The organism is Clostridium sp. E02 (genome assembly GCF_003833015.1).
GTDB lineage: Bacteria > Bacillota > Clostridia > Lachnospirales > Lachnospiraceae > Lacrimispora.
In genome coordinates, this window is record NZ_RJLQ01000002.1 from 180,425 (window position 1) to 202,602 (window position 22,178).

Annotated in this window: 20 protein-coding genes; 16 read left to right on the top strand and 4 right to left on the bottom strand. The window is 38.5% G+C overall.

Translation table 11 applies throughout. From position 1 onward, the window contains the following. Positions 1 to 4: 4 nt before the first annotated feature. From EFT72_RS02130 to EFT72_RS02175, 10 genes are all read left to right on the top strand, one after another. On the top strand, positions 5 to 970 hold the full coding sequence (locus EFT72_RS02130; protein ID WP_124065174.1) for a glycosyltransferase family 2 protein: 966 nt from the start codon (positions 5 to 7) through the stop codon (positions 968 to 970). Continuing rightward, entirely contained in the window at positions 954 to 1,373 is a 420-nt protein-coding gene (locus tag EFT72_RS02135; protein WP_164473044.1) for a GtrA family protein, read from the top strand. Before EFT72_RS02130 ends, EFT72_RS02135 begins: the two co-directional genes overlap by 17 nt. Before the next feature lie 33 nt (positions 1,374 to 1,406). Next, positions 1,407 to 2,576, top strand: coding sequence for a nucleotide sugar dehydrogenase (locus EFT72_RS02140; protein ID WP_124065176.1), 1,170 nt, complete (start codon positions 1,407 to 1,409; stop codon positions 2,574 to 2,576). Positions 2,577 to 2,614: 38 nt separating this feature from the next. Next, complete coding sequence (locus EFT72_RS02145; RefSeq protein ID WP_124065177.1) at positions 2,615 to 4,684, top strand: DUF6311 domain-containing protein; 2,070 nt, start codon at positions 2,615 to 2,617, stop codon at positions 4,682 to 4,684. Beyond that, positions 4,684 to 5,631, top strand: a complete 948-nt coding sequence (locus EFT72_RS02150; protein WP_124065178.1) for a glycosyltransferase family 2 protein — start codon at positions 4,684 to 4,686, stop codon at positions 5,629 to 5,631. Before EFT72_RS02145 ends, EFT72_RS02150 begins: the two co-directional genes overlap by 1 nt. Positions 5,632 to 5,710: 79 nt before the next feature. Continuing rightward, complete coding sequence (locus EFT72_RS02155) at positions 5,711 to 6,781, top strand: mannose-1-phosphate guanylyltransferase (RefSeq protein ID WP_124065179.1); 1,071 nt, start codon at positions 5,711 to 5,713, stop codon at positions 6,779 to 6,781. 22 nt (positions 6,782 to 6,803) lie between these two features. Then, positions 6,804 to 7,838, top strand: a complete 1,035-nt coding sequence (gmd, locus tag EFT72_RS02160; RefSeq protein ID WP_124065180.1) for a GDP-mannose 4,6-dehydratase — start codon at positions 6,804 to 6,806, stop codon at positions 7,836 to 7,838. A gap of 16 nt (positions 7,839 to 7,854) precedes the next feature. Continuing rightward, the gene (locus EFT72_RS02165; RefSeq protein WP_124065181.1) at positions 7,855 to 8,811 is read left to right on the top strand and encodes a GDP-mannose 4,6-dehydratase; all 957 of its coding nucleotides are present in this window, start codon (positions 7,855 to 7,857) and stop codon (positions 8,809 to 8,811) included. 13 nt (positions 8,812 to 8,824) lie between these two features. Then, complete coding sequence (locus tag EFT72_RS02170) at positions 8,825 to 10,507, top strand: phospho-sugar mutase (RefSeq protein WP_124065182.1); 1,683 nt, start codon at positions 8,825 to 8,827, stop codon at positions 10,505 to 10,507. A gap of 217 nt (positions 10,508 to 10,724) precedes the next feature. Then, the gene (locus EFT72_RS02175) at positions 10,725 to 11,441 is read left to right on the top strand and encodes an AAA family ATPase (protein ID WP_124065269.1); all 717 of its coding nucleotides are present in this window, start codon (positions 10,725 to 10,727) and stop codon (positions 11,439 to 11,441) included. A 44-nt stretch (positions 11,442 to 11,485) separates the two neighbouring features. Here the strand turns inward: EFT72_RS02175 and EFT72_RS02180 are convergent, their stop codons facing one another. Together EFT72_RS02180 and EFT72_RS02185 are read right to left on the bottom strand one after the other, a co-directional pair. Next, positions 11,486 to 11,815, bottom strand: coding sequence for a hypothetical protein (locus tag EFT72_RS02180; RefSeq protein ID WP_124065183.1), 330 nt, complete (start codon positions 11,813 to 11,815; stop codon positions 11,486 to 11,488). Position 11,816: 1 nt separating this feature from the next. Continuing rightward, positions 11,817 to 12,272: a hypothetical protein gene (locus EFT72_RS02185; protein ID WP_124065184.1), complete on the bottom strand. Its 456-nt coding sequence runs from the start codon at positions 12,270 to 12,272 to the stop codon at positions 11,817 to 11,819. A 422-nt stretch (positions 12,273 to 12,694) separates the two neighbouring features. Here EFT72_RS02185 and EFT72_RS02190 point away from each other — a divergent pair, with 422 nt between their 5' ends. Then, complete coding sequence (locus EFT72_RS02190; RefSeq protein ID WP_124065185.1) at positions 12,695 to 14,038, top strand: flavin oxidoreductase/NADH oxidase; 1,344 nt, start codon at positions 12,695 to 12,697, stop codon at positions 14,036 to 14,038. Positions 14,039 to 14,418: 380 nt separating this feature from the next. Further along, the gene (locus EFT72_RS19095; RefSeq protein ID WP_164473045.1) at positions 14,419 to 14,568 is read left to right on the top strand and encodes a hypothetical protein; all 150 of its coding nucleotides are present in this window, start codon (positions 14,419 to 14,421) and stop codon (positions 14,566 to 14,568) included. 46 nt (positions 14,569 to 14,614) lie between these two features. On the opposite strand, the gene EFT72_RS02195 is transcribed toward EFT72_RS19095, so the two are convergent. Next, on the bottom strand, positions 14,615 to 15,022 hold the full coding sequence (locus EFT72_RS02195) for a hypothetical protein (RefSeq protein WP_124065186.1): 408 nt from the start codon (positions 15,020 to 15,022) through the stop codon (positions 14,615 to 14,617). Positions 15,023 to 15,309: 287 nt separating this feature from the next. After that, entirely contained in the window at positions 15,310 to 16,656 is a 1,347-nt protein-coding gene (locus EFT72_RS02200) for a cell wall-binding protein (RefSeq protein WP_124065187.1), read from the bottom strand. 324 nt (positions 16,657 to 16,980) lie between these two features. On the opposite strand from EFT72_RS02200, the gene EFT72_RS02205 reads away from it, so the two are divergent. Genes EFT72_RS02205 through EFT72_RS02220 form a run of 4 tightly spaced genes read left to right on the top strand, consistent with a single transcriptional unit; the run spans position 16,981 to position 22,178 of the window. After that, on the top strand, positions 16,981 to 18,915 hold the full coding sequence (locus tag EFT72_RS02205; RefSeq protein WP_124065188.1) for a thiamine pyrophosphate-binding protein: 1,935 nt from the start codon (positions 16,981 to 16,983) through the stop codon (positions 18,913 to 18,915). A gap of 15 nt (positions 18,916 to 18,930) precedes the next feature. Next, positions 18,931 to 19,869 carry an NAD(P)-dependent oxidoreductase gene (locus EFT72_RS02210; RefSeq protein WP_124065189.1) on the top strand — a complete coding sequence of 313 codons (939 nt, stop codon included), beginning with the start codon at positions 18,931 to 18,933 and terminating at the stop codon, positions 19,867 to 19,869. 20 nt (positions 19,870 to 19,889) lie between these two features. Continuing rightward, positions 19,890 to 21,101 carry a class I SAM-dependent methyltransferase gene (locus tag EFT72_RS02215; RefSeq protein WP_124065190.1) on the top strand — a complete coding sequence of 404 codons (1,212 nt, stop codon included), beginning with the start codon at positions 19,890 to 19,892 and terminating at the stop codon, positions 21,099 to 21,101. Positions 21,102 to 21,110: 9 nt separating this feature from the next. Next, positions 21,111 to 22,178: a zinc-binding dehydrogenase gene (locus EFT72_RS02220; protein WP_124065191.1), complete on the top strand. Its 1,068-nt coding sequence runs from the start codon at positions 21,111 to 21,113 to the stop codon at positions 22,176 to 22,178.

Genomic DNA, 22,178 nt, shown 5'->3' on the forward strand with positions numbered 1-22,178 from the left:
ATTTATGAAACTTATCATACAAATACCGTGCTATAACGAAGCAGAAACGTTGGAAATTGCGTTGAAAGACCTGCCAAAAGAGATTAAGGGAATTGATACGGTTGAGTACTTAATTATTAATGACGGAAGTAAAGATAATACGGTTGAAGTAGCAAGAAAATGGGGGGTTCATTATATAGTAAATTTTAAACGAAATAAGGGACTTGCTAAAGGGTTTATGGCAGGTTTAGATGCGTGTTTAAGAAATGGTGCGGATATAATTGTGAATACGGATGCGGACAATCAATATTATGGAAAGGATATTGAGAAACTAGTTAAACCGATAATCCAAGGTAACGCAGATATCGTTATCGGCGAAAGACCAATTGATGATACGGAGCACTTTTCACTGATGAAGAAGAAGCTTCAACGCTTTGGCAGTTGGGTCGTAAGAAAGGCTTCAAAAACAGATATTCCAGATGCTCCCAGTGGTTTTCGAGCATATAGCCGTGAAGCGGCAATGCGATTAAATGTTGTGAATGAGTATACATATACACTTGAAACAATTGTTCAGGCTGGGCGAGATAAAATTGCTATGATATCAGTCCCCATTCGTACAAATCCAGAATTACGAAGTTCTCGCTTATTTAATAGTATGTTTGGGTATGTAAAGAAATCTATGTTGACAATTATCCGGGCTTTTATGATGTATAAACCGCTTCGTTTTTTTTCTTTGATAGGTTTAATACCCGTTCTTTTTGGAATTGGTATAGGAATTCGTTATTTGTTTTTTTTTGTAATTGGATCTGGAGATGGTCATGTACAGTCCTTAATTTTAGCAAGTTTATTGATTTTAGTGGGTGTGCAAACTATAGTTGTTGGCTTACAGGCTGATATTATTGCGGCGAATAGAAAAATTCTTGAAGATATCCAGTATCATGTAAGAAAACTTGATTATGATAAGGATAAGGATAATGCAGATAAAACGTAGACAAATAAATAGAATTTTGAACAGTGATAAAGTTCTTTACGGGGTGTTTGGTATAATTACTTCTATCTTGAATATAGTATTATTTCAAGTTTTAATTTGGACAGGTCTGGATTATAGATATTCAAATTTTATTACACTGGTTGTCGTAAAATTAGCAGCATATTTGTGCAATAAAAATTTTGTATTTCAAAGTAAGTCTGGAAGCCGTTTGGAACTGTTGAAAGAATTTTGTCGTTTTGTTGTTGCCCGAGGTGCCACCATGATTATTGATTATTTTGGTCTGATTTTTATGGCTGAAAATTTACGTGCAGATAAGTTTATTAGTAAATGTTTAATTACGGTTTTGGTTATAGCTATCAATTATTTTGTTGGAAAAAAGCATGTTTTTAAAACAAACAGATAAAAGTAAATTAGAATAATTCGGAAAGGCAAGGATATGCGAAAGATAGCAGTTGCAGGAACGGGATATGTAGGATTATCTAATGCAGTATTATTGGCACAGCACAATCAAGTGATGGCGTTGGATATTGTAGAAGAGAAAGTGGATTTAATTAATGAAAGGATTGCTCCAATTGCAGATATAGAATTAGAAGAGTATCTATCTAAAAAAGAATTAAATCTGAAAGCTACATTGAAGCCAGAAGAAGCATTCAGCGAAGCAGAGTTTATCATAATTTCTACGCCTACTAATTATGATTCGGTGAAAAATTACTTTGATACGAGAACCGTAGAAGACGCACTGGAGAAAGCATTAAGATTGGCACCAGATGCAATGATAATTATTAAATCCACTGTTCCGGTAGGGTATACAGAAGAGATTAGAAGGCGTTTTCAAAAGAATAATATTATGTTTTCACCAGAATTTTTGAGAGAGGGAAGGGCCTTGTATGATAATCTTTATCCTTCCAGAATTATAGTTGGAGAAGACTCAGACTGTGCCCATGAATTTGCGGGTCTATTACAACAAGGTGCAATAAAGAAAGATATTCCTACTTTATTTACTAATTCCACGGAGGCTGAAGCCATAAAGCTATTTGCCAATACATATCTGGCAATGCGTGTGTCGTTTTTTAATGAACTGGATACTTATGCAGAATTGCGTGGCTTGAATACAAAACAGATTATTGAAGGAGTATCTTTAGATCCAAGAATAGGAGATTTTTATAATAATCCATCGTTTGGATACGGTGGATACTGCCTGCCAAAAGATACGAAGCAATTGCTGGCAAATTATTCTGATGTTCCCAACAATATCATGGTCGCAATTGTAGATGCCAACCGAACTAGAAAGGATTTTATCGCTGAGCAAGTGCTGGCTTGCAATCCAGAGGTTGTGGGGGTATATCGCCTTACAATGAAATCTAATTCTGATAATTTCAGACAGTCATCAATTCAAGGAGTTATGAAGAGGATAAAGGCCAAGGGAATCAAAGTTGTGGTTTTTGAGCCTGCTATGAAAGAATCTGAATTTTTTAAATCTGCAGTAATACGGGACTTGGAAGACTTTAAGAAGATGTCGGACATTATTATAGCAAATCGCTGGGAAGCAGAACTTTTAGATGTACAAAATAAAGTTTATACCAGGGATATGTATGGAAGAGATTGAGAAGGTTATAAATTTTAAGATTAAAAGGAAAATATATAATGAAAAATCAGATTTTAAAAATAAAATCAGTTTGGTTAGAGTTTATAATTTGGTCAATATTTATTGGTAGTATATGTTTTATTCTAGTATATGGAATTGCTTCACTGGATGTTACAAATGATAATTGGCTTTTAAACGCGGAAGATCTAAATCAGCATTATATTGGTTGGAAATTTTTTAGAAGATCCGATTGGCGCTTTCCGGTTGGGTTGATACAGGGTATAACAGAAACTCCCATTTCTATTATTTATACAGATTCGATTCCGTTGTTTGCAGTTTTATTTAAATTAGCGTCTCCCATATTACCCAAAACATTTCAATATTTTGGACTGTGGGGGATTGTTTCTTTTATCTTACAAGCTTATTTTGCAATGATATTGTTAAACGTATTCATAAAAGAGAAATTTGCAATAATTACTGGCAGTATTTTTTTTGTAATGTCACCTATGGTCTTAATGCGTATGTTTGGTCATACTGCACTTGGAGGAAATTGGCTGATATTAGCCGCATTGTCCGCATGGGCTTATAGGAAAACAGTTAAAGGATTTAGATCTAATATTATGATATGGTCAACACTAATGGTTCTTGCGGTCACAGTGCATATGTATTATATTCCAATGGTCTTGGCTATTATGTGTGCATCTTATTTAAATCAAATTCTAGATGGCAAGAAAGAGAAAATTGTTAAATTGTCAATAGTTACAATTGGTATCTCAATCGTAAGTGCGCTTATAGTGATGTATGCTTTAGGAGCATTTTACGGTGAACCGAATGTGCTACAGGGTGGTGTAAGGCAGTTTTCCGCAAATTTAAATACATTTTTTAATTCACAGGGAACATCTATGTTTTTAAAAGGGTTTGCGTTGATATCATCTCTTCAAGGGGAAGGGTATGGATATTTAGGATTAGGGGTCATAGTTATGTTGGCATTAGGAATTACGGGAGGAATATTAAATAAGAAAAAAATTGAAATAGATAATAATTTTTTCTTATGCTTAATTATTCTTACTCTTATTCTTGGAGGCTATGCATTAAGTCCTTGTATTACATGGAATGCCAGAGTGTTGATTAATATTCCATGGCCTGAAGTAATTATTAAAGTTTTCAGTATTTTCAGAGTTACGGGTAGATTTGTTTGGCCAATTTATTATATTATATTTACTTTGGCTATTGTATTGTTGATAAAAGTATATTCAAAAAAATTATCTTTCCCGTTGCTAATAGCTGGAATTGTGTTACAGATGGCAGATATCTCTCCATTAATAAAAATTGCACATGAGAGAGTAGAAGCAGATATTCCATCAAGTATTATTCAGAATACAGCATGGGGAGATATGAAGGCAGATTTTGATAAAATAGAGTTTATTACAAGCTTTTCGAAAACCGGAGATCCGCAGGCTCTCCTTGTTAACTTTTTTTCTATGAAAGAAGTCTTTGATATAGCTGAATATGCATGTGATAATCAAATGAATATTAATGATTTTTATATTGGAAGAAGGAATGGAAAATATATAGAAGATACAAAATATGCAAATTGGTGCGGTCTTCTGAAGGGAGATGTCAATGAACGGACCATATATATATTTAGTAATATGCCATATATCTTGATAGATAATCCTAATATTAATATCTATGAATGTGATGGATTGATTATTGGTATATCCAGTAATTATAAATGGATAAATGAACCGGAAAATAAAGTCACCAAAACAAAACCAGTGGATATTATACGGGAGTCTATGTATATAAACAATGGAGTAGATATTGATGGACAGCGTATTATATATCCCAATGGTATTTCATATGGACCGTATGCACCTATTGATAAGGGTATTTATCAGGTTACTGCGGAAGGGAAAAATCTGAAATCAGGAGATTTTGATGTTTTTAGCCATGAGAAAAATAAAAATATTCCAATTTATAATTTAAAAAGATCATCAGAAAAAACTTCTTTTAATATAAAATTATTAGAACCAATATATGATATCGAAATTCGTTTGGCTAATAATCAAGATGATAATATTATTCTTAAAAAGTTAAATATACAAAAAATTGGAGATAAAAATTAATGATATCGGTTATATTACCAGCCTGTAATGAAGAAAAAATGATAGAAAAAGCATATTTTACTATAGTTGAGTTATTAAGAGCAGAAAAAATAATATATGAAATAATTTTTATAGACGATGGATCTAAAGATGGAACGTGGGATGAAATTCGTAGCCTTGAACAAAGAGGGGCGGTTAAAGGAATAACATTTTCTAGGAATTTTGGAAAAGAAGCGGCTATAATGGCGGGATTGACTTACGCTTCTGGAGATTGCTGTGTTGTAATGGATTGCGATTTACAGCATCCGCCTAAGACTATAATTGAAATGTACCGTTTATGGGAACAAGGATATGAAGTTATAGATGGAGTCAAGAAGAATAGAGGAAAAGAAAGCGGTTTACATAGAATTGCGGCCCAGACCTTTTATAGACTAATTAGTAATGCGACCCATCTGGATATGTCAAATGCATCTGATTTTAAGCTGCTTGATAGAAAAGCCGTAGATGTTTTATTGAGACTACCGGAAAGACAGCCTTTTTTTCGAGCATTATCTTCCTGGATAGGATTTAAAACGGCAGTGATTGAATTTGAGGTACAGGAACGTGAAATCGGTGAATCAAAATGGTCGTTGAAGTCACTGATAAAGTATGCGTTAACGAATATTACATCTTTTTCAACTATTCCGCTTCATTTTGTTACAATTTCGGGATTCCTGTTTTTGATTTTCTCCATGATACTGGGGATTCAGATGCTTTATTTTCACTATAGTGGACGTGCTTTAGAAGGTTTTACTACAATTATAATATTACTTCTTTTAATTGGAAGTATTTTGATGATTGGATTGGGTATTGTTGGCTATTATATTGCCAAAATATATGATGAAGTGAAAGGACGTCCTAGATACATTGTTTCCGAGATAGCTACATCTGAAAACGAGAAAAACAACAAGGATTCATTTAATATTTAATAAAATCATAATTTGCATTTCTCATATGCATATAGTACAATTATTTTTAGAATTAATTCATAAAAGGAGAACAGTTTATATGAACACAACAGCACTCATAATGGCGGGTGGTCGAGGAGAGCGTTTCTGGCCCAAAAGTCGTAAGAATTTGCCAAAGCAGTTTCTATCATTAACAGATGATGGAAAGACGATGATACAGTTAACCGTAGAGCGCATTTCTTCCGTAGTGAAGTTAGAAGATGTTTATATAGCTACCAATAAAGACTATAAGGCATTGGTTCTGGAACAATTACCAGGACTTCCGGAACAGAATGTTCTTTGTGAACCAGTAGGAAGAAATACGGCTCCTTGTATTGGTCTTGGTGCAATGCACATTGCGAAAAAATATGACGATGCCATCATGCTTGTTTTACCATCGGATCATCTGATAAAATTTAATAAGATGTTTATACGTACGTTGCAGGATGCTTGTAATGTTGCAGAGGAAAATAGCAATTTGGTTACGATCGGGATTATGCCTGATTATCCTGAGACAGGCTATGGATATATTAAATTTGATTCACGGATTACAGACGGACAAGCATATAAGGTGGATCGCTTTGTTGAGAAACCTAGTTTGGAAGTGGCCAAGGAATATCTAGCTTCAGAAGAGTATCTTTGGAATAGTGGAATGTTCATATGGAAGGTATCATCTATATTGAAAAATATGGAAAAGTTTATGCCTGATACTCATGAAGCACTAAAACGGATTCAGAATACCATAGGAACCGAACAGGAAGAAACAGTTTTGGAAAACGAATTTTACAGTTTAGAGTCCCAATCCATAGACTACGGGATTATGGAAAAGGCTGAGGATATTTACATTCTTCCAGGGGCATTTGGATGGGATGATGTAGGTTCCTGGCTTGCGGTAGAACGGATTAAAAAATCAAACGAGTTTGGAAATGTAGTAAATGGGAATATTATTACTGTGAATACTCATAATTGCGTGATTCAGGGAGAGAAGAAACTGATTGCAACTGTGGGACTGGAAGATATGATTGTAGTGGATACTAAAGATGCTACTTTGATTTGCTCGAAAGATCATGCCGGTGACATAAAGAAGGTTCTAGAAAATCTTAAAATCTGTAACCGAGAAGAATATATATAAGAAAGACGAAGGAGATAAAGAAATGAGAAAAGCGCTGATTACAGGTGTAACAGGACAAGATGGTTCCTATTTAGCAGAGCTTCTGTTAGAAAAGGGATATGAAGTTTATGGCATCATGAGAAGAAAGAGTGTAGTTGATTATGGCAACGTTGAGCATATGAAAGACAAGATTCACTTTATTTATGCAGATATGACAGATGTAGTTTCATTAATCAATGCCATGAAAATATCTCAGGCAGATGAGGTTTTTAATCTTGCTGCTCAGTCTTTCGTAGGAACCAGTTGGGAACAGCCACTGGCAACCGCCGATATCGATGCACTTGGCGTTACGAATATGTTAGAAGCAATCCGTACAATCAAGCCGGAAGCACGTTTTTATCAGGCATCTACCAGTGAGATGTTTGGTAAAGTTCAGGAGATGCCCCAGACAGAGAAGACTCCGTTTTATCCAAGAAGTCCATATGGAGTTGCAAAAGTGTATGGTCATTGGATTACGAAAAATTACCGGGAAAGTTATGACCTATATGCCTGCAGTGGAATTTTGTTTAATCATGAAAGTGAACGTCGTGGTTTGGAATTCGTAACTAGAAAGATCACAGATGCCGTTGTTAGAATAAAATTAGGGGTACAAGATTGTCTGGAACTGGGTAGTATGGATGCAAAACGTGATTGGGGACATTCTAAGGATTATGTAAAAGCGATGTGGCTTATGTTACAGCAAGAAAAAGCGGATGATTACGTAATAGCGACCAATGAGACCAGAACGGTTCGTGAGTTTGTTGAAACAGCTTTTTCTCATGTGGATATTGAAGTAGAGTGGAGCGGAAATGGAGTGGACGAAACCGGCATTGACAAAGCCACAGGAAAGACAATCGTTCGCGTGAATCCCAAATTCTTTAGACCTGCTGAGGTAGAAGTACTTCTTGGCAATCCAGCTAAGGCAGAAAAGGAATTAAACTGGAAGAGAGAAATCTCCTTTTCCGAATTAGTAAAACGAATGGTTGATAATGATAAGAAACTGGTTGAGGAAGAGATTAAGATCTCCGATTTAAAATAAATATTGAGGAAAAACTATGAAGAAAGCATTAATAATAGGTGCAGCAGGCTTCGTAGGAAACTATCTAATAGACCATATACAGAAAAACTGCATATGGTCTATTACAGTTACGAAGATGAAGCATGAAGATATCTCCTTAAATGGAGTGGAGATTAGAGACTTAAATATACTGGAATATGATGAAGTAAAAGAACTGATAACAGAAGTAAGACCTGACTTCATTTTTCATTTGGCAGCCCAAAGCTCTGTGGCACTTTCTTGGAAAAACCCCGGACTAACGGTTGATGTTAACATAAAGGGAAGTTTAAATGTGCTAGATTGTATTCGGGAATTGGACTATAACCCCAATGTTCTTCTGATCGGTTCAGGAGAAGAATATGGTCATGTGAAGGAAAGTGAAATACCAATTGGTGAAGATAATACGTTAAGACCTGGAAATCTCTATGCGGTCACAAAGGCTTGTCAGAATATGATCGGAAATATCTATGCAAATGCATATGGGATGAACGTGGTGATGGTAAGAGCATTTAACCATATTGGGCCAAACCAAAGCCCCCGGTTTGCGGTTGCAGATTTTTGCAAGCAGGTAGCGGAAATAGAATGTGGGAAGAAGGATCCAGTCATTCGAGTTGGAAATCTTGCGGCAAAACGTGATTTTACAGACGTAAGGGATGTAGTAAGGGCGTATGTATTACTTATTGAAAACGGACATGCAGGCGAAAATTATAACGTCGGATCGGGAAAGGCTGTATCCATTCAAGAAATACTAAACAAAATTGTGCAGTTTTCAATGGAATCCGTCTCCGTAGAAGTGGATGCTTCTAAAATACGGCCTCTTGATGTTCCTGTAATAGAAGCTGATATAACAAAACTTAAAAATTGTACAGGTTGGAGTCCGCTAATTTCACTGGAATCAACATTAAAAGAAACTCTGGATTATTGGAGAAAAGAGACAAATTGTTGGAAAGGATAAAATAGGGTGTAATATGAACGACAAGGTAATAAAGAGTTGGAAGGAATGGCAAGTTCAAGAGTTAGAAGATAATGATTTAGTAAAAGAACTGGAGCATATTGCAGATAATGATGAAGAAATATCGGATCGTTTTTACCGTGATCTGGAATTTGGTACCGGGGGATTACGCGGTGTTATAGGAGCAGGAACCAATCGTATGAATGTTTATACGGTAGCAAAGGCAACCCAGGGATATAGTAATTATCTAAAAAAGCACAAGGAGTGTCCAGCAGTAGCGATCGCTTACGACAGTAGAATTAAATCTGAAGTATTTGCGAGAAAAGCAGCTGAAGTATTCGCTGCCAATGGGATAAAAGTATATATATATCCGGAATTAATGCCCACACCAGCCCTATCATTTGCAGTACGACACTTAAAATGCTCAGGAGGGATTGTAATTACTGCAAGTCACAATCCAGCCAAATACAATGGATATAAAGTGTATGGTAGCGATGGCTGTCAGATTACGACAGAAGCTGCAGATGCGATTTTGGAAGAAATCAATTCTTTAGATCTATTTCAAGATGTAAAAAAGTCAATCTTTGACGATGAAATGACACATAAAAGAATAACTTATATTACGGAAGAAGTAAAAACGAAATTTCTTGATGCGGTATCCTCACAATCGTTATGTGGAGATGAGATAGATAAAAGTGTATCGATTGTTTATACACCTTTAAATGGTTCGGGCTTAAGCTGCGTCACTCAAGTGCTAGAACAAAATGGATTTACTAATATTTCTGTTGTTGCAGAGCAGGAAAAACCAGATGGGAATTTCCCAACCTGTCCATATCCAAATCCAGAGATAAAAGAAACATTAGAACTAGCGCTTAGAGATGCAAAAAAGCTGGGAAGCGATTTGCTTCTGGCTACTGATCCAGACTGTGACCGAGTAGGAATAGCCGTACGTGATAAAGATGATTACGTTTTGTTAAGTGGGAATGAAGTGGGAATGTTGCTTTTAGACTATATCTGTAAGCGCAGGATTGAGTTAAAAACAATGCCAGAGAAACCTGTTTTAATAAAAACAATTGTTACGATCGATATGGCAAAAAAGATAGCCGATGATTACGGAGTCCAAGTAATTGAGGTGTTAACTGGATTTAAGTTTATTGGAGAGCAGATTGGAATATTAGAAGCAAATGGGGAGGAAGATCGCTATATACTGGGCTTTGAGGAAAGTTATGGATATCTTACTGGTGGATATGTGCGTGACAAAGATGCGGTAGATGGTTCCTTGATGATATGTGAGATGTTTGCTTATCATAAGACCAATGGGGTTAGCCTGGTTGATCGGTTGAATGAGCTTTATCAGAAGTACGGGTATTGTTTGAACACGTTGCACAGTTATACGTTTGAGGGTGCAGAAGGGTTTTTAAAGATGCAGTCAATCATGCAGAGATTTCGTCACAGTCCTCTGGAACGATTGGCAAGCAAGAGAGTGGTTGACAGGAAAGACTATCTTACTGGTGTTGATGGACTACCGAAGTCAGATGTTATAAAATATTTTTTAGAAGAGGATATCTCTATTGTTATCAGACCATCGGGGACTGAACCGAAGTTGAAAGTATATCTATCTGTTAGTGCAAAAAATCAGAAGAATGCAAAGATGATAGAAACTGCGATCGCAAAAGAATTGGAGCAGCTATTGCAATAGAGTTAGGAAAAGATTACTGGTTTCCTTTTAGAGGGCGGAGAAGACCCCATACAGCTCTTGTACCAGCTAAGAGCAACTATTCAAGCCTGACGGCACAAAAGTCCCGTCAGGCTTGTTTCTGAAGGCCTGTACGGTTTTGGGTGCAATAATGATTGCTTACAACTTAATTATATCAGGTCAAAATATATTTAGTAAAAAAATTATAAAGGTGAAATTTATGTATAATAAATTTATTCATAGTATAAAAATTGACTGGAGCAAAATTAATGAAAATTCATATCTAAAAAAAATAGACTCAATTCGTAAAATTGATCAGCTTTCATTTACAAGTAATATAACTTTCTTTATAGGCGAGAATGGAACTGGTAAATCCACATTGCTAGAAGCAATTGCAGCAGTTTATGGATTTAATCCAGAAGGAGGTACCTTAAATTATAGGTTCAGCACGTATAATGATCTATCAGATTTAGGGAATGCTATTCGCATATCCAAAGGTTACAAAAGACCTATGTCTAGCTTTTTCTTTCGAGCAGAAAGCTTTTTTAACGTAGCAACTATGGCAATCGAGTATAATAGTATCTATGGTGAAAAAGGGTTACATGAGCAATCGCATGGAGAGAGTTTTTTATCTTTTTTTCAATCTTTTCAGGATGAGGGAATCTACATAATGGATGAACCGGAATCTGCATTATCCTTACAGAGGCAATTAACTTTACTGATTCAAATTGTTGAAATGGCAAAAAAAGGTTCGCAGTTTATTATTGCTACACATTCTCCCATTTTACTGGCAATCCCAAATGCTTCTATATGGTCATTTGACAATGGGAAAATTCATACATGCAAATATGAAGATACAGAAAATTATCAAATCCTTAAAATGCTCATAAATAATCGAGAATCATTTCTGAATCAATTATTAGCAGATAGAAAGTAAATAAAAAACCGTAGAGCATTTGTTTTGCTGCTACGGTTTTTTGTTTATAGTGTTCTTGCAAACGGCACTAACTCAGCTATTAAATTACGTGCAAATGCTTTTATTAATGCAATAACAACGATATCATCAAATCCTTTTGCACTAGGTATGATATCTTCTAGCTGTTTTCTAAAAAGCGGTACAGATAGTTTGTCAAACTCATTTTGTCGTAACACTTGGTTAAAAGCCACAAAGATTTCCCCTTTTTCCTCGTTAGTAATTCCTAATGTCAAGCACAATAGACTAATAGAAATAGGATTATCAAAGGAGTGACCTAATGCTTCGGCTATCTCCGCCAAACTATCGAAATATAATTGTTGTTTATCGTCCATCATATTAAATAAACCAACTTAATCCTTCCTTAATTGCTAAAGCTATGTTTGTTGCTACAGCCCTTGATACACCTGCATTATACAAACCTCTAAATACAGCATCATATACAGCCTGTGCAGGGATCTCTGACCATTCTAACAATGGTTCTATTGCCGCAGTAATTTTAGTAAAATGCTTTAGAAAATTTTTAGCTACTGTTTTACCGGACACTTTTTCGATTACTTTTGCCGCAGCGGATTTATTTTTTATAATAAATTTAATTGCTGATTTTACGACCTTAGAGCCCCAACTCTGTGGAGCTATAGTAGTTACATAATCACTTTCTTGTGGCATTGCTAATTGTTGAACTGCAGTTGTGGAAACTTGTGTTTCGGCAGCATACACGGTATTTGCTCCCCCAACTAATGGAGTAATTCCTACAGTTGCTGATAATATAATGGCTAAAATTCTTTTTCTCATTTTAATTCCTCCTTTTTTGTTTTTACATAGTAATTTATTTCAAACTTACAAATTCCTGCAAATGCCAATTAAACCAGTAGTATCCTCCCCTCTCTCCATAAACACATAATGATATTACAAAATTCATAACAACATTGTATATTAAATAATTTAAGCTGTCAATTAATGTTTTTTTACATTTACATCCAGAGTTGAATTGTTGCTAGCATCAATTAAGAATAAGACTCAATTATAATGTTATTACGATCCTAAACCTATGATTTAGGACTTTTTATCCAACGATTCAAATTAACCTAGTTAATTCCGCCAATCACTATAAATAGACATATATCATATAATTACCCTCATTTTTTGTAATATATGGTATGATTATAGTAGGAAAAGCGTATTTGCAAACTTATAGTAGGAAAGGGGTTATACGTATGAAGCATGAACGATTTAACTATAAAACTTTAGGTGAAATAAAAGCAAAGGCAAAGGAGCTGGGTGTGACCTTACCATTTGCCGATACAACGTCTATTCTAAAGGAAAAATTGAATGTAAATCAGGATGTGATCTGGAACAACCGCATGGGAATCGCACCCATGGAAGGAGCAGATTCCCTGCCGAGTGGGGCACCAACGGAATTAACCACACGTCGTTATGTAAGAGAAGCCGTTGGTGGAAGTGCTGTTATCTGGTTTGAAGCAATCTCCATCGTTCCCGAAGGACGTTCCAGTGCGCATCAGTTAATGTTAACGGAAGATAACTTAGAAGAATACAAAGTATTTACTAAAACCATCAAAGAAGCTGGATTAAAAGCCAATGGCTTTGCCCCTTATTTGATTATGCAGGCAAACCACAGTGGACGCTATTCCAATCCCGATGGGAGGCCAGCCCCTCTTATTGCTTATCGCCACCCAGAATATGAAAAACTGCGCAAAGCAGATGATTCCTGTATCGTTTCCGATGAATATCTGAAAGGGTTGGAAGAAAAATTTGGGAAGGCGGCAAAATTAGCCAAAGAGGCGGGATTTGATGCGATTGACATAAAATCATGTCACGGTTACTTATTGGCGGAATTATCTTCTGCCTATAACAGACCAGGACAATATGGTGGGAGTTTTGAGAATCGAACCCGCTTATTAAAGAATGGCATTTCTGCTGCAAAGGGATATGAAGATTCCAGTTTTCTTATAACGGCAAGAATCGGAATTTATGATGGATTTGCTTATCCCTATGGGTTTGGAGTAAAAGAAGACGAAGGAACGGTTCCTAATATGGAAGAACCCATTCGACTGATCCGGGAATTAAAGAAAGATTACGGCGTTGATATGGTAAACTTAACCATGGGAAATCCTTATGTAAGTACTCACGTAACAAGACCTTATGATGGTGGAACGTACATTCCAGATGAGCATCCACTTTTTGGAGTTTCCAGGATGATAGAAGGCATCGGGAAAGTGAAAAAAGCAGTACCTGAAATGATGATATCAGCATCTGGTCCAACCTATTTAAGACAGTATTCCGATTTATTGGCAGCAGGTGCCATAGAAGCTGGATTGTGTGATCATATACTATTTGGACGTATGTCATTTGCCAATCCAGAATTTCCAAAACAGATAATAGAAACAGGGAGATTGGATGCCAGTAAGGTCTGCGTTACCTGTGGCAAATGCGGGGATTTAATTCGGGCAGGAATACCCACTGGATGCATAATAAGAGATTCCGAAGTCTATATGAAGTATTATAGAGACTTTCAAAAACGATACAAAGAAAGCCACTGAATTGGTTTCCATAAGAAGTTAATTATAAAAAATAATTTAAAAGTTACCATAATATGCTTTCGATGGATAGCCAAAAAAATAACGAAATGTCAGACTAGAATGAATTACAAATCTTCATTTGTAAAAATATCCAAATTTTACCCTAATATTGATCGCAATTATGTCGACAATATAATTAATACATAATCATACATCTTGTATCAAAAATAGGTAGCATAGATACATATGGTGTTAAAAACCAATTTTGATTAGAATAATAACGATTTCGAAGGGGAGATTGACAAAAAAATGTCGAATTTTGCGGTTGATTTTACTTTTCAAATAAGAAAAAACATTTTATAGTGGAAACAAGAAAAGCAGAAAGAAGGAGGGGGATCTTTATGACGGACGCTGAGAAACTGCGAATTGTAGAGATGGAAAATGAGAGGTTAACAGAAGAGAACAGGAAACTCCATAAAGTGATTGAGAGGTTGAATCAGACGCTTAATAGATTGATCAGTCGTTACATAGGAATTGATAAAATTGCATGATGGGGAATAGACAAGGGAGCGCGAGGGCACTCCCGGATAATCCCAATCAGGGATCAATCCCGTCACTGGACTCGTCCTTATCATAGGGAATTAATCCTTTGTTTTTACGGACAAGTTCCCATATTGTCTGATGCATCCATTCGATGGTTTTATTCAGTTTTTCGTTTTCAATCTCCAACTCGGTAATGCGGTCTCCCATGCGGGCAATAATCTCCCGATTATTATTCACTTTGTGTGGCGTCAATAGACGCTTGACATATGGAGAAGAAGAGGCAATTATGTGAGAGGAAAGAAGTTCATCCCTTTCTTCACAGGATAGATCCATAAAGGCCTGATAGTTCATGGATAATGATATCATGTTCACCTTGCATTTGGGGCATACCGCATTCCGTTCTAGTTGATAATATCCATAATACCCGCATCTGGTACAATAGTACACGGACAGTTCTCTCATTGGTCTCCTCCTTTTTTTTGCTTGTTTAATAAAAACAATCTTCTTCTATAATATATAACGGATATTAATACATTTTGTAACGCAAAAAATAATATATTTGTAGAATAAAATAAAGATTTGTGAAATGTTAATAAAAAAACAATATAATTTTATACATAATACACAAAAGACCCGCAGCGATAGGCTGCGGGTCTTTCTGAACGGATGAATCATTTGTATATTAAATCATTTGTATATTAAAATCTTTCGTATTTAAAATCATTCGCAATCGTTATAGATAAGGTGGATTACTGAATAATGCCGTCTTTATTAACAACAAATACTTTATCATTGTTATCTTTGTAATCTTTGTAACCTGCACCAAGCTCTGGTTTCTCAATAGACTTGGAAGTAGAAGATGCGGTTTGAATGGTACCACTGGTATTAACCAAGTAGTTCACACCATTAAGGGAAACAGATGCGACTCTTAGGTCATCCCCTGCTTCTTTTCTTAACCCAAACTCATAAACGTTTTTGTCAAGAATCCCACTAAATCCCTGTCCTTTTTTACTTCCTGATGTTACAAAGTACCAAGTCTGGTTTTCATCTGTATCTTCATTAAAGATTGTTTGCTTTCCGGTATTCATAACACCATTGTCCCCGAAGTAGAAGTTAGAAACCACGTCATCACTAAGAGTGACTACTTCAAGTCCAGTCTGCATCTCACCTTTTGTATTAAAGCCATATTTCTCCGAATTGATAGTAAATAATCCGATGCCTTTTTTTGCATGATAGGGCGCACCGTCTTTTAGGTAGAACCAGTAAAGATTATCTTCCTTGCTAACCCCTTCGATTCCTTCGATTTCTCTCCATCCATCAACTCTTTGACCTGATTTTGGATCATAATACTGATATCCGTCTGCTGAATTGCTGTCCGTATTTTCGGCCGCTTCGGCTGGGGTTGCGGTTACAGGAAGTTTAAACCAGCCTGTCTGCATCTCACCATCTACAAAAGAATAGTAGGAGCCATCTATTTTTTTGTCAACTGCATTTGTTATCATAGTACCATTGGTATTAAAATAGTACCAGGATTGAAGATTTTCTGAAGAATCATCTTCGTTATCAAGTTCAAACCATCCATCTTTTCGTGCTCCATCGTTGTCATCGCCCAGGTAATAAGTTGATCCATCAATCTCAACCTTACCGGTCATCATCTGACCCATGTCGTCGAAATAGTACCACTGTCCATCGATTTTCTGCCACTTAGATTCTACTGCCTCTCCGTTGGTTCCAAAATAATGCCAATAAACTTCTGGAGAATCAGGAGTATCCCAGTAGCTATCGTTGGTTACGGAAATCCAATAATTTGAAACTCGTTTTCCGCTTTCGTCAACGTAGTACTCGTCAATTCTTTCATCTGTTGCGATATCGCCATCCTCGTTTAGATAATACCAGTCACTTCCGTATTTTTTCCAAGAGTCAGTTGCGTAATAATCGCCGTCTTCATAAAATTTCCAGGAACCGTCTTCCTCTACCCAGCCAGCTGATTTTGCATAAGCGGTGGTGGTTGTATTTAAGATAGCCAGTTGTGGAGCTGCAGCAGTAAGTACACCTGCAGCGGATAATACAGCCATCAATTTTAAATGCTTTTTCATAAATATGTTCTCTCCTTTTTTACAATAAGTTTTACCGTGGCCGAAAATCCATCGTTGCATTACTCTGCGATTATAACTTAAATGGTGGTGGGAATGAAAGTGAGGGTTCATGGAAGATATGGAAGGAGATAGCAGATCAAGAAAAAAGATAAGACGGGGAAGGGGTCTGGGGAATCGGTTAGCCCTTGTGGTTACTGGAGAAACTCGATTTAACAGCTCTATATATAAATAAGAAAGTAAGAAAACTTTAATAGGAAAATAATCCCTAGTGTGGTATAATCACTAGCAGAAAAGAAAGATTCCTGAATAGAGGAGAGAATACCCATGAGAATGAAAGTATCCAATTATATCGCCCAGAAACTAGTGGAATCTGGCATCAGTCAAGTGTTTTCTGTTACAGGCGGAGGCGCCATGCACTTAAACGATTCCCTGGGACATCAAGACGGTATGAACTGCTTATACAACCATCACGAACAGGCATGTGCCATTGCCGCTGAATCCTACGCAAGGATTGCAGGACGGATCGCAGCCGTTTGTGTTACGACGGGACCGGGTGGAACCAATGCCATAACGGGTGTGCTGGGAGGCTGGCTGGATTCCATTCCTATGCTCATCTTATCTGGACAGGTGCGTTATGATACCACAGCCAGATGGTCAGGACTTGGGATTCGTGCTATGGGGGATCAGGAATTTGATATCACGAAAGCGATCGCCTGCATGACAAAGTACAGTGAGATGGTCATTGATCCCATGCGCATCCGGTATTGCGTGGAGAAAGCGCTTTATCTTGCTCAATCAAAAAGACCTGGTCCCTCTTGGCTGGATATTCCTCTGGATGTGCAAGGAGCCTTTGTGGAGAACGAAGATTTGATTGGATTTGATCCGGAAGATTATGACCGGGGAGGAGACGGCTGGGCGTTTCCAAGCGTGGCGAAGATAAAAGATGACGATGCTGGTTTTGGGGAGAATCGTCAGGGACTGCTTCCCAAAGTTTCAAAAGAGACAGCCCGTATTATCTTAGAGAAGATAAAATCCTCCACTCGTCCTGTAATAAACGCAGGCAACGGCATTCGGATTGGACAAGCCCATGAACTATTTCTTCGTGTAGCAGAAAAACTAGGAATTCCTGTGGTGACTGGTTGGAACAGCGAGGATTGTATATATGATGCTCACCCACTCTATACGGGGCGAGGTGGCGGCATGGGGGACCGAGCAGGAAACTTTGCCATACAAAACAGTGATCTGGTTCTTTCTTTGGGCAGTCGTTTGAGCATTCGTCAAGTGGGGTATCATTATACCACTTGGGCAAGAGAAGCATATGTCATTGCCAATGATATCGACCCTGAAGAGTTAAAAAAACCCACCATCCATGTAGATATGAAAGTACATGCCGATGTGAAGGATTTGCTGATGGAATTGGAAGCGTTGCTGGATACAGAATATGAGGTGACAAGAGATACCCCTCTGTTTTTAGGCGGAAAAGGTCTTGGTTCTATGACTTGGAATGAAACCTGCCGTATGTGGAAAGAGACATATCCGGTGGTGACAAAAGAGCATTATGATCAGGAAGAGAACAAGGAAGCAAACGTCTATGCCATGATAAAGGAACTGAGCCGGAGGCTTTCAGAGGATCAGATCACAGTCGTTGGCAACGGTTCGGCTTGTGTGGTAGGAGGGCATGCTTATATTATAAAAAAAGGACAGCGCTTTATTACCAATTCCGCAGTTGCTTCTATGGGATATGATCTTCCTGCAGCTATTGGTGCCGCTGTGGCAGATAATAGACAGGATATCATTCTGGTTACGGGTGATGGAAGCATTCAGATGAATTTACAAGAACTTCAGACGATCATACACCACCGTTTGCCAGTGAAATTGTTTCTGATTAATAATGGAGGATACCATTCCATTCGACAGACCCAGATGAAATTCTTTGGAGATCCTTTGGTCGGCGTTGGAGAAGAGAGCAGAGATCTTAGCTTTCCAGACATGGAAAAGCTGTCAGGTGCATATGGATTCCCCTATGTCAGAGCCTGCCATAATGGAGAACTGGAATCTGCGATAGAAAAAACATTGGCAATAACTGGTCCCGTAGTTTGCGAAGTTTTTGTAAGCAGGGATCAGAATTTTGAACCCAAATCGTCTGCCAAGCGCTTGCCAGACCAAACCCTTGTTTCCCCCCCGTTAGAAGATCTTTCTCCATTTTTATCAGAGGAAGAGATGGATCGCAATATGATCATAGCGCGGATCAAAGAATAGACGGGAGGAAAGACATTGAATATCGTAGTAACAGGAGCTACCAGTTTTTTGGGACGGGCCTTGGTGGATGAGTTGTTAAAAAATCATTCAGTATATGCGGTGGTGCGCCCTGGTTCTAAAAATATAGGGAGCCTGAACAAAGACCGGGATAATCTTACTATAATTGAACGGGAATTAGAACAACTCCATGAACTCAATCAAGAGATCAAAGAACCGTGTCAGGCGTTTTATCATTTTGGCTGGGACGGTTCCGGAAGCGAGAACCGTATGAAACCCCTGGTTCAGAAAAAGAACGTAGAAGATTCTTTAAAAGCTCTGGAAGGTGCCAGACGTCTTGGCTGCCGAAGGTTTCTTTTTAGTGGGTCTCAGGCAGAATACGGCATTCACAGCCGCGCTATGTCAGAGGAGACGGAGTGCAGACCTGTTTCCGAATATGGCAAGGCCAAGCTGGAATTTTCACAAATGGCCATAAGTCAGACAAGAGAATGGAAAAAGGCAGGAGTATCCCAGATGGATTACCTTCATGCTAGAATCTTTAGCGTATACGGTCCGGGAGATCATCCATGGTCTTTGGTGGAAAGTTGTCTGCGTGCATTTGGTTCTGGAGACTATATTTCTCTGGGAGAATGTACACAGATGTGGAATTTTTTATATCTTACCGATTGCATCCGGGCACTGATACTTTTAATGGAACAAGAAAAAGAATCAGGTTCCGGAATTTATAATGTGGCAGGACCGGAAAGGGAAACCAGACCTCTACGGGAATACATCCGTATGATGTATGTAGGTATGGGGGGGCATGGGAGCTATAGCTTTGGGCTTTTAAAACCCAATGCAGAGGGACCTGCCAATCTCATCCCGGATATTAAAAGATTGGAACAAGATACCGGATGGCATCCCCAGGTATCATTTTTAGAAGGGATCAAACGAACCAACCAGTTCAATCATGATTGACAGAAAGGGATTTGTGAAGTATGAGAGATAGGACTTGTATTGTATGCGGCAGTCCATTGGGAGAAACACCGCTTTTGACATTACATGATATGCCGGCATCGGCACAGGATATTCCAGGCAGAGAAGAACGTAAAACAGAGCATGGGATTACGCTTAAACTTCATCAGTGCAGCCAGTGTGGTCTGGTTCAATTTGACTGTGAACCGGTGGCTTACTTTAAAGACGTGATCCGGTCTGGTGGATTTTCCACCACCATGGTGAATTTAAGAAAAAGTCAGTATAAGCATCTGATAGAAACATACCACCTAGAAGGGAAAACACTCATCGAGGCAGGATGTGGTCAGGGAGAATTTCTTTCGGTTCTCTCCGAATTTCCAGTGAATGCTTGTGGGATGGAGCACCGGGAAAGTCTGGTGGCTCTTGCAAAGGAGAAAGGACTTTCTGTCTGGAAGCAGTTTGCAAAAGAAGGCGAGATGCTGGCTTCCCCGGACGGAAAAATTTCTGGTCCCTATGATGGATTTTTATCTTTTAATTATTTAGAACATCAGCCAGATCCCGTGGGAATGCTTCGCTGCATTTGGAGGAATCTGACCGATGACGGAGTGGGACTAATCACAGTTCCCAGTCTGGAATATATTCTGGAATACGATGGATATTATGAACTGATTCGGGATCATCTGGCTTATTATACCTTTGATACACTGCGTTATGCCGTGGAGTTAGCAGGATTTACCGTATTAGAGGAAGAGATGGTGAACCGGGATACGTTGTCTGTTATCGTTAGAAAGGTACCAGAGACAGAGGAAACAGGCAATGGAAAGAAAGACAATTTCCAGAAGAAAGAAGGGGCCATCGTCGATGGATCCAGATTAGCAAAAAGTCGTGAGATCATAGAAGCGGAACTGGAAGAATTAATCAGGGAGTTAAAAGCTTCTGGTAAAAAGCTATCCTTGTGGGGGGCAAGTCATCAGGGCTTTACCCTTGCTTCTACAACTGGGATTGGAGCGTTTGCTGAATATATCATTGATTCTGCCCCATTTAAACAGGGGAGATATGCTCCGGCTTCTCACCTTCCGATTGTAGCCCCAGAGCACTTTAAAACGGATCCAGTGGATGCGGTTTTAATCGTGGCACCGGGCTATACCGAAGAGATAGCAGGGGCAATACGGAATAAATATGGATGGAATGTGGCTATTTTGGCGTTAAAATCCAATCATTTGGAAAGGATATAAGAAAAAGCGATGAAATCATTTGTTTTAAAAGAACCAGGAGTCGTAGGCTGGCACGATGCACCAGAGCCTTTGATCACCCCATACGGAGCGATTCTACGTCCCATAGCTGTGACTCCATGTTCAACCGATGTCCATACCGTGTATGGAGGCGGTTCAAGAAAAGCTCCCAATTTGGTATTGGGGCATGAATGTGTGGCAGAAGTTGTAGAGACAGGAGAACTGGTACGGGATTTTAAACCGAAGGACATAGTGGCAGTTCCTTCTATTACGCCAGACTGGAGAGCAAACGGAATCCAGGAAGGGAACTTCAAACATGGATCGGCGCCCTTTTCGGGTCATCAGCTTGGGCGCTCTATGCCAGGAGTATTTGCGGAGAAATTTCTCATTCCAGATGCAGATACCACACTGGCGAAGATACCAGAGGGAATCTCCTTAGAACAGGCATTGATGTGCGTGGATGTGGTTACCACTGGATTTACTGGAGCCGAGTATGCGGACATTAAGATTGGGGACACCGTGGTAGTTATAGGAATAGGCCCCATTGGTCTTATGGCAGTGGAGGGTGCCCGCCACTTAGGAGCCGCGCGAATTATCGCAGTGGGGACAAGACCGGTTTGTGTAGAACGGGCGAAGGAATTTGGAGCGACGGAAGTATTAAGCTACCGGGATGGGGATTTGGTTCAACAGGTGCTTAAACGGACCGATGGTCTGGGCGCAGACGGTGTGATCATCTGTGGCGGTGGAGATGAAGTGTTTGCCCAGGCAGTTGATATGGCTCGCTATGGAATCGGGACCATTTCCAATGTCAATTACTTTGGTGGAACGGGGAACCTTCCATTTCCCAAATTTTCAGGTGGACGGGGAATGGCCGGAAAAACCATTCACACAGAGCTTGCAGCCGGTGGAAGAGTCCGGATCGAACGCCTGTTAAAGATGGTTAAGTATGGAAGAATCAATCCGGAGAAGTTGGTAACCCACCATTTAAATGGTCTTGATCAGGTGGAACATGCTCTGGAACTTATGAGGGAGAAACCCTCGGATTTAATTAAAGCGATGGTCCGGATAGATTGGAAGTGA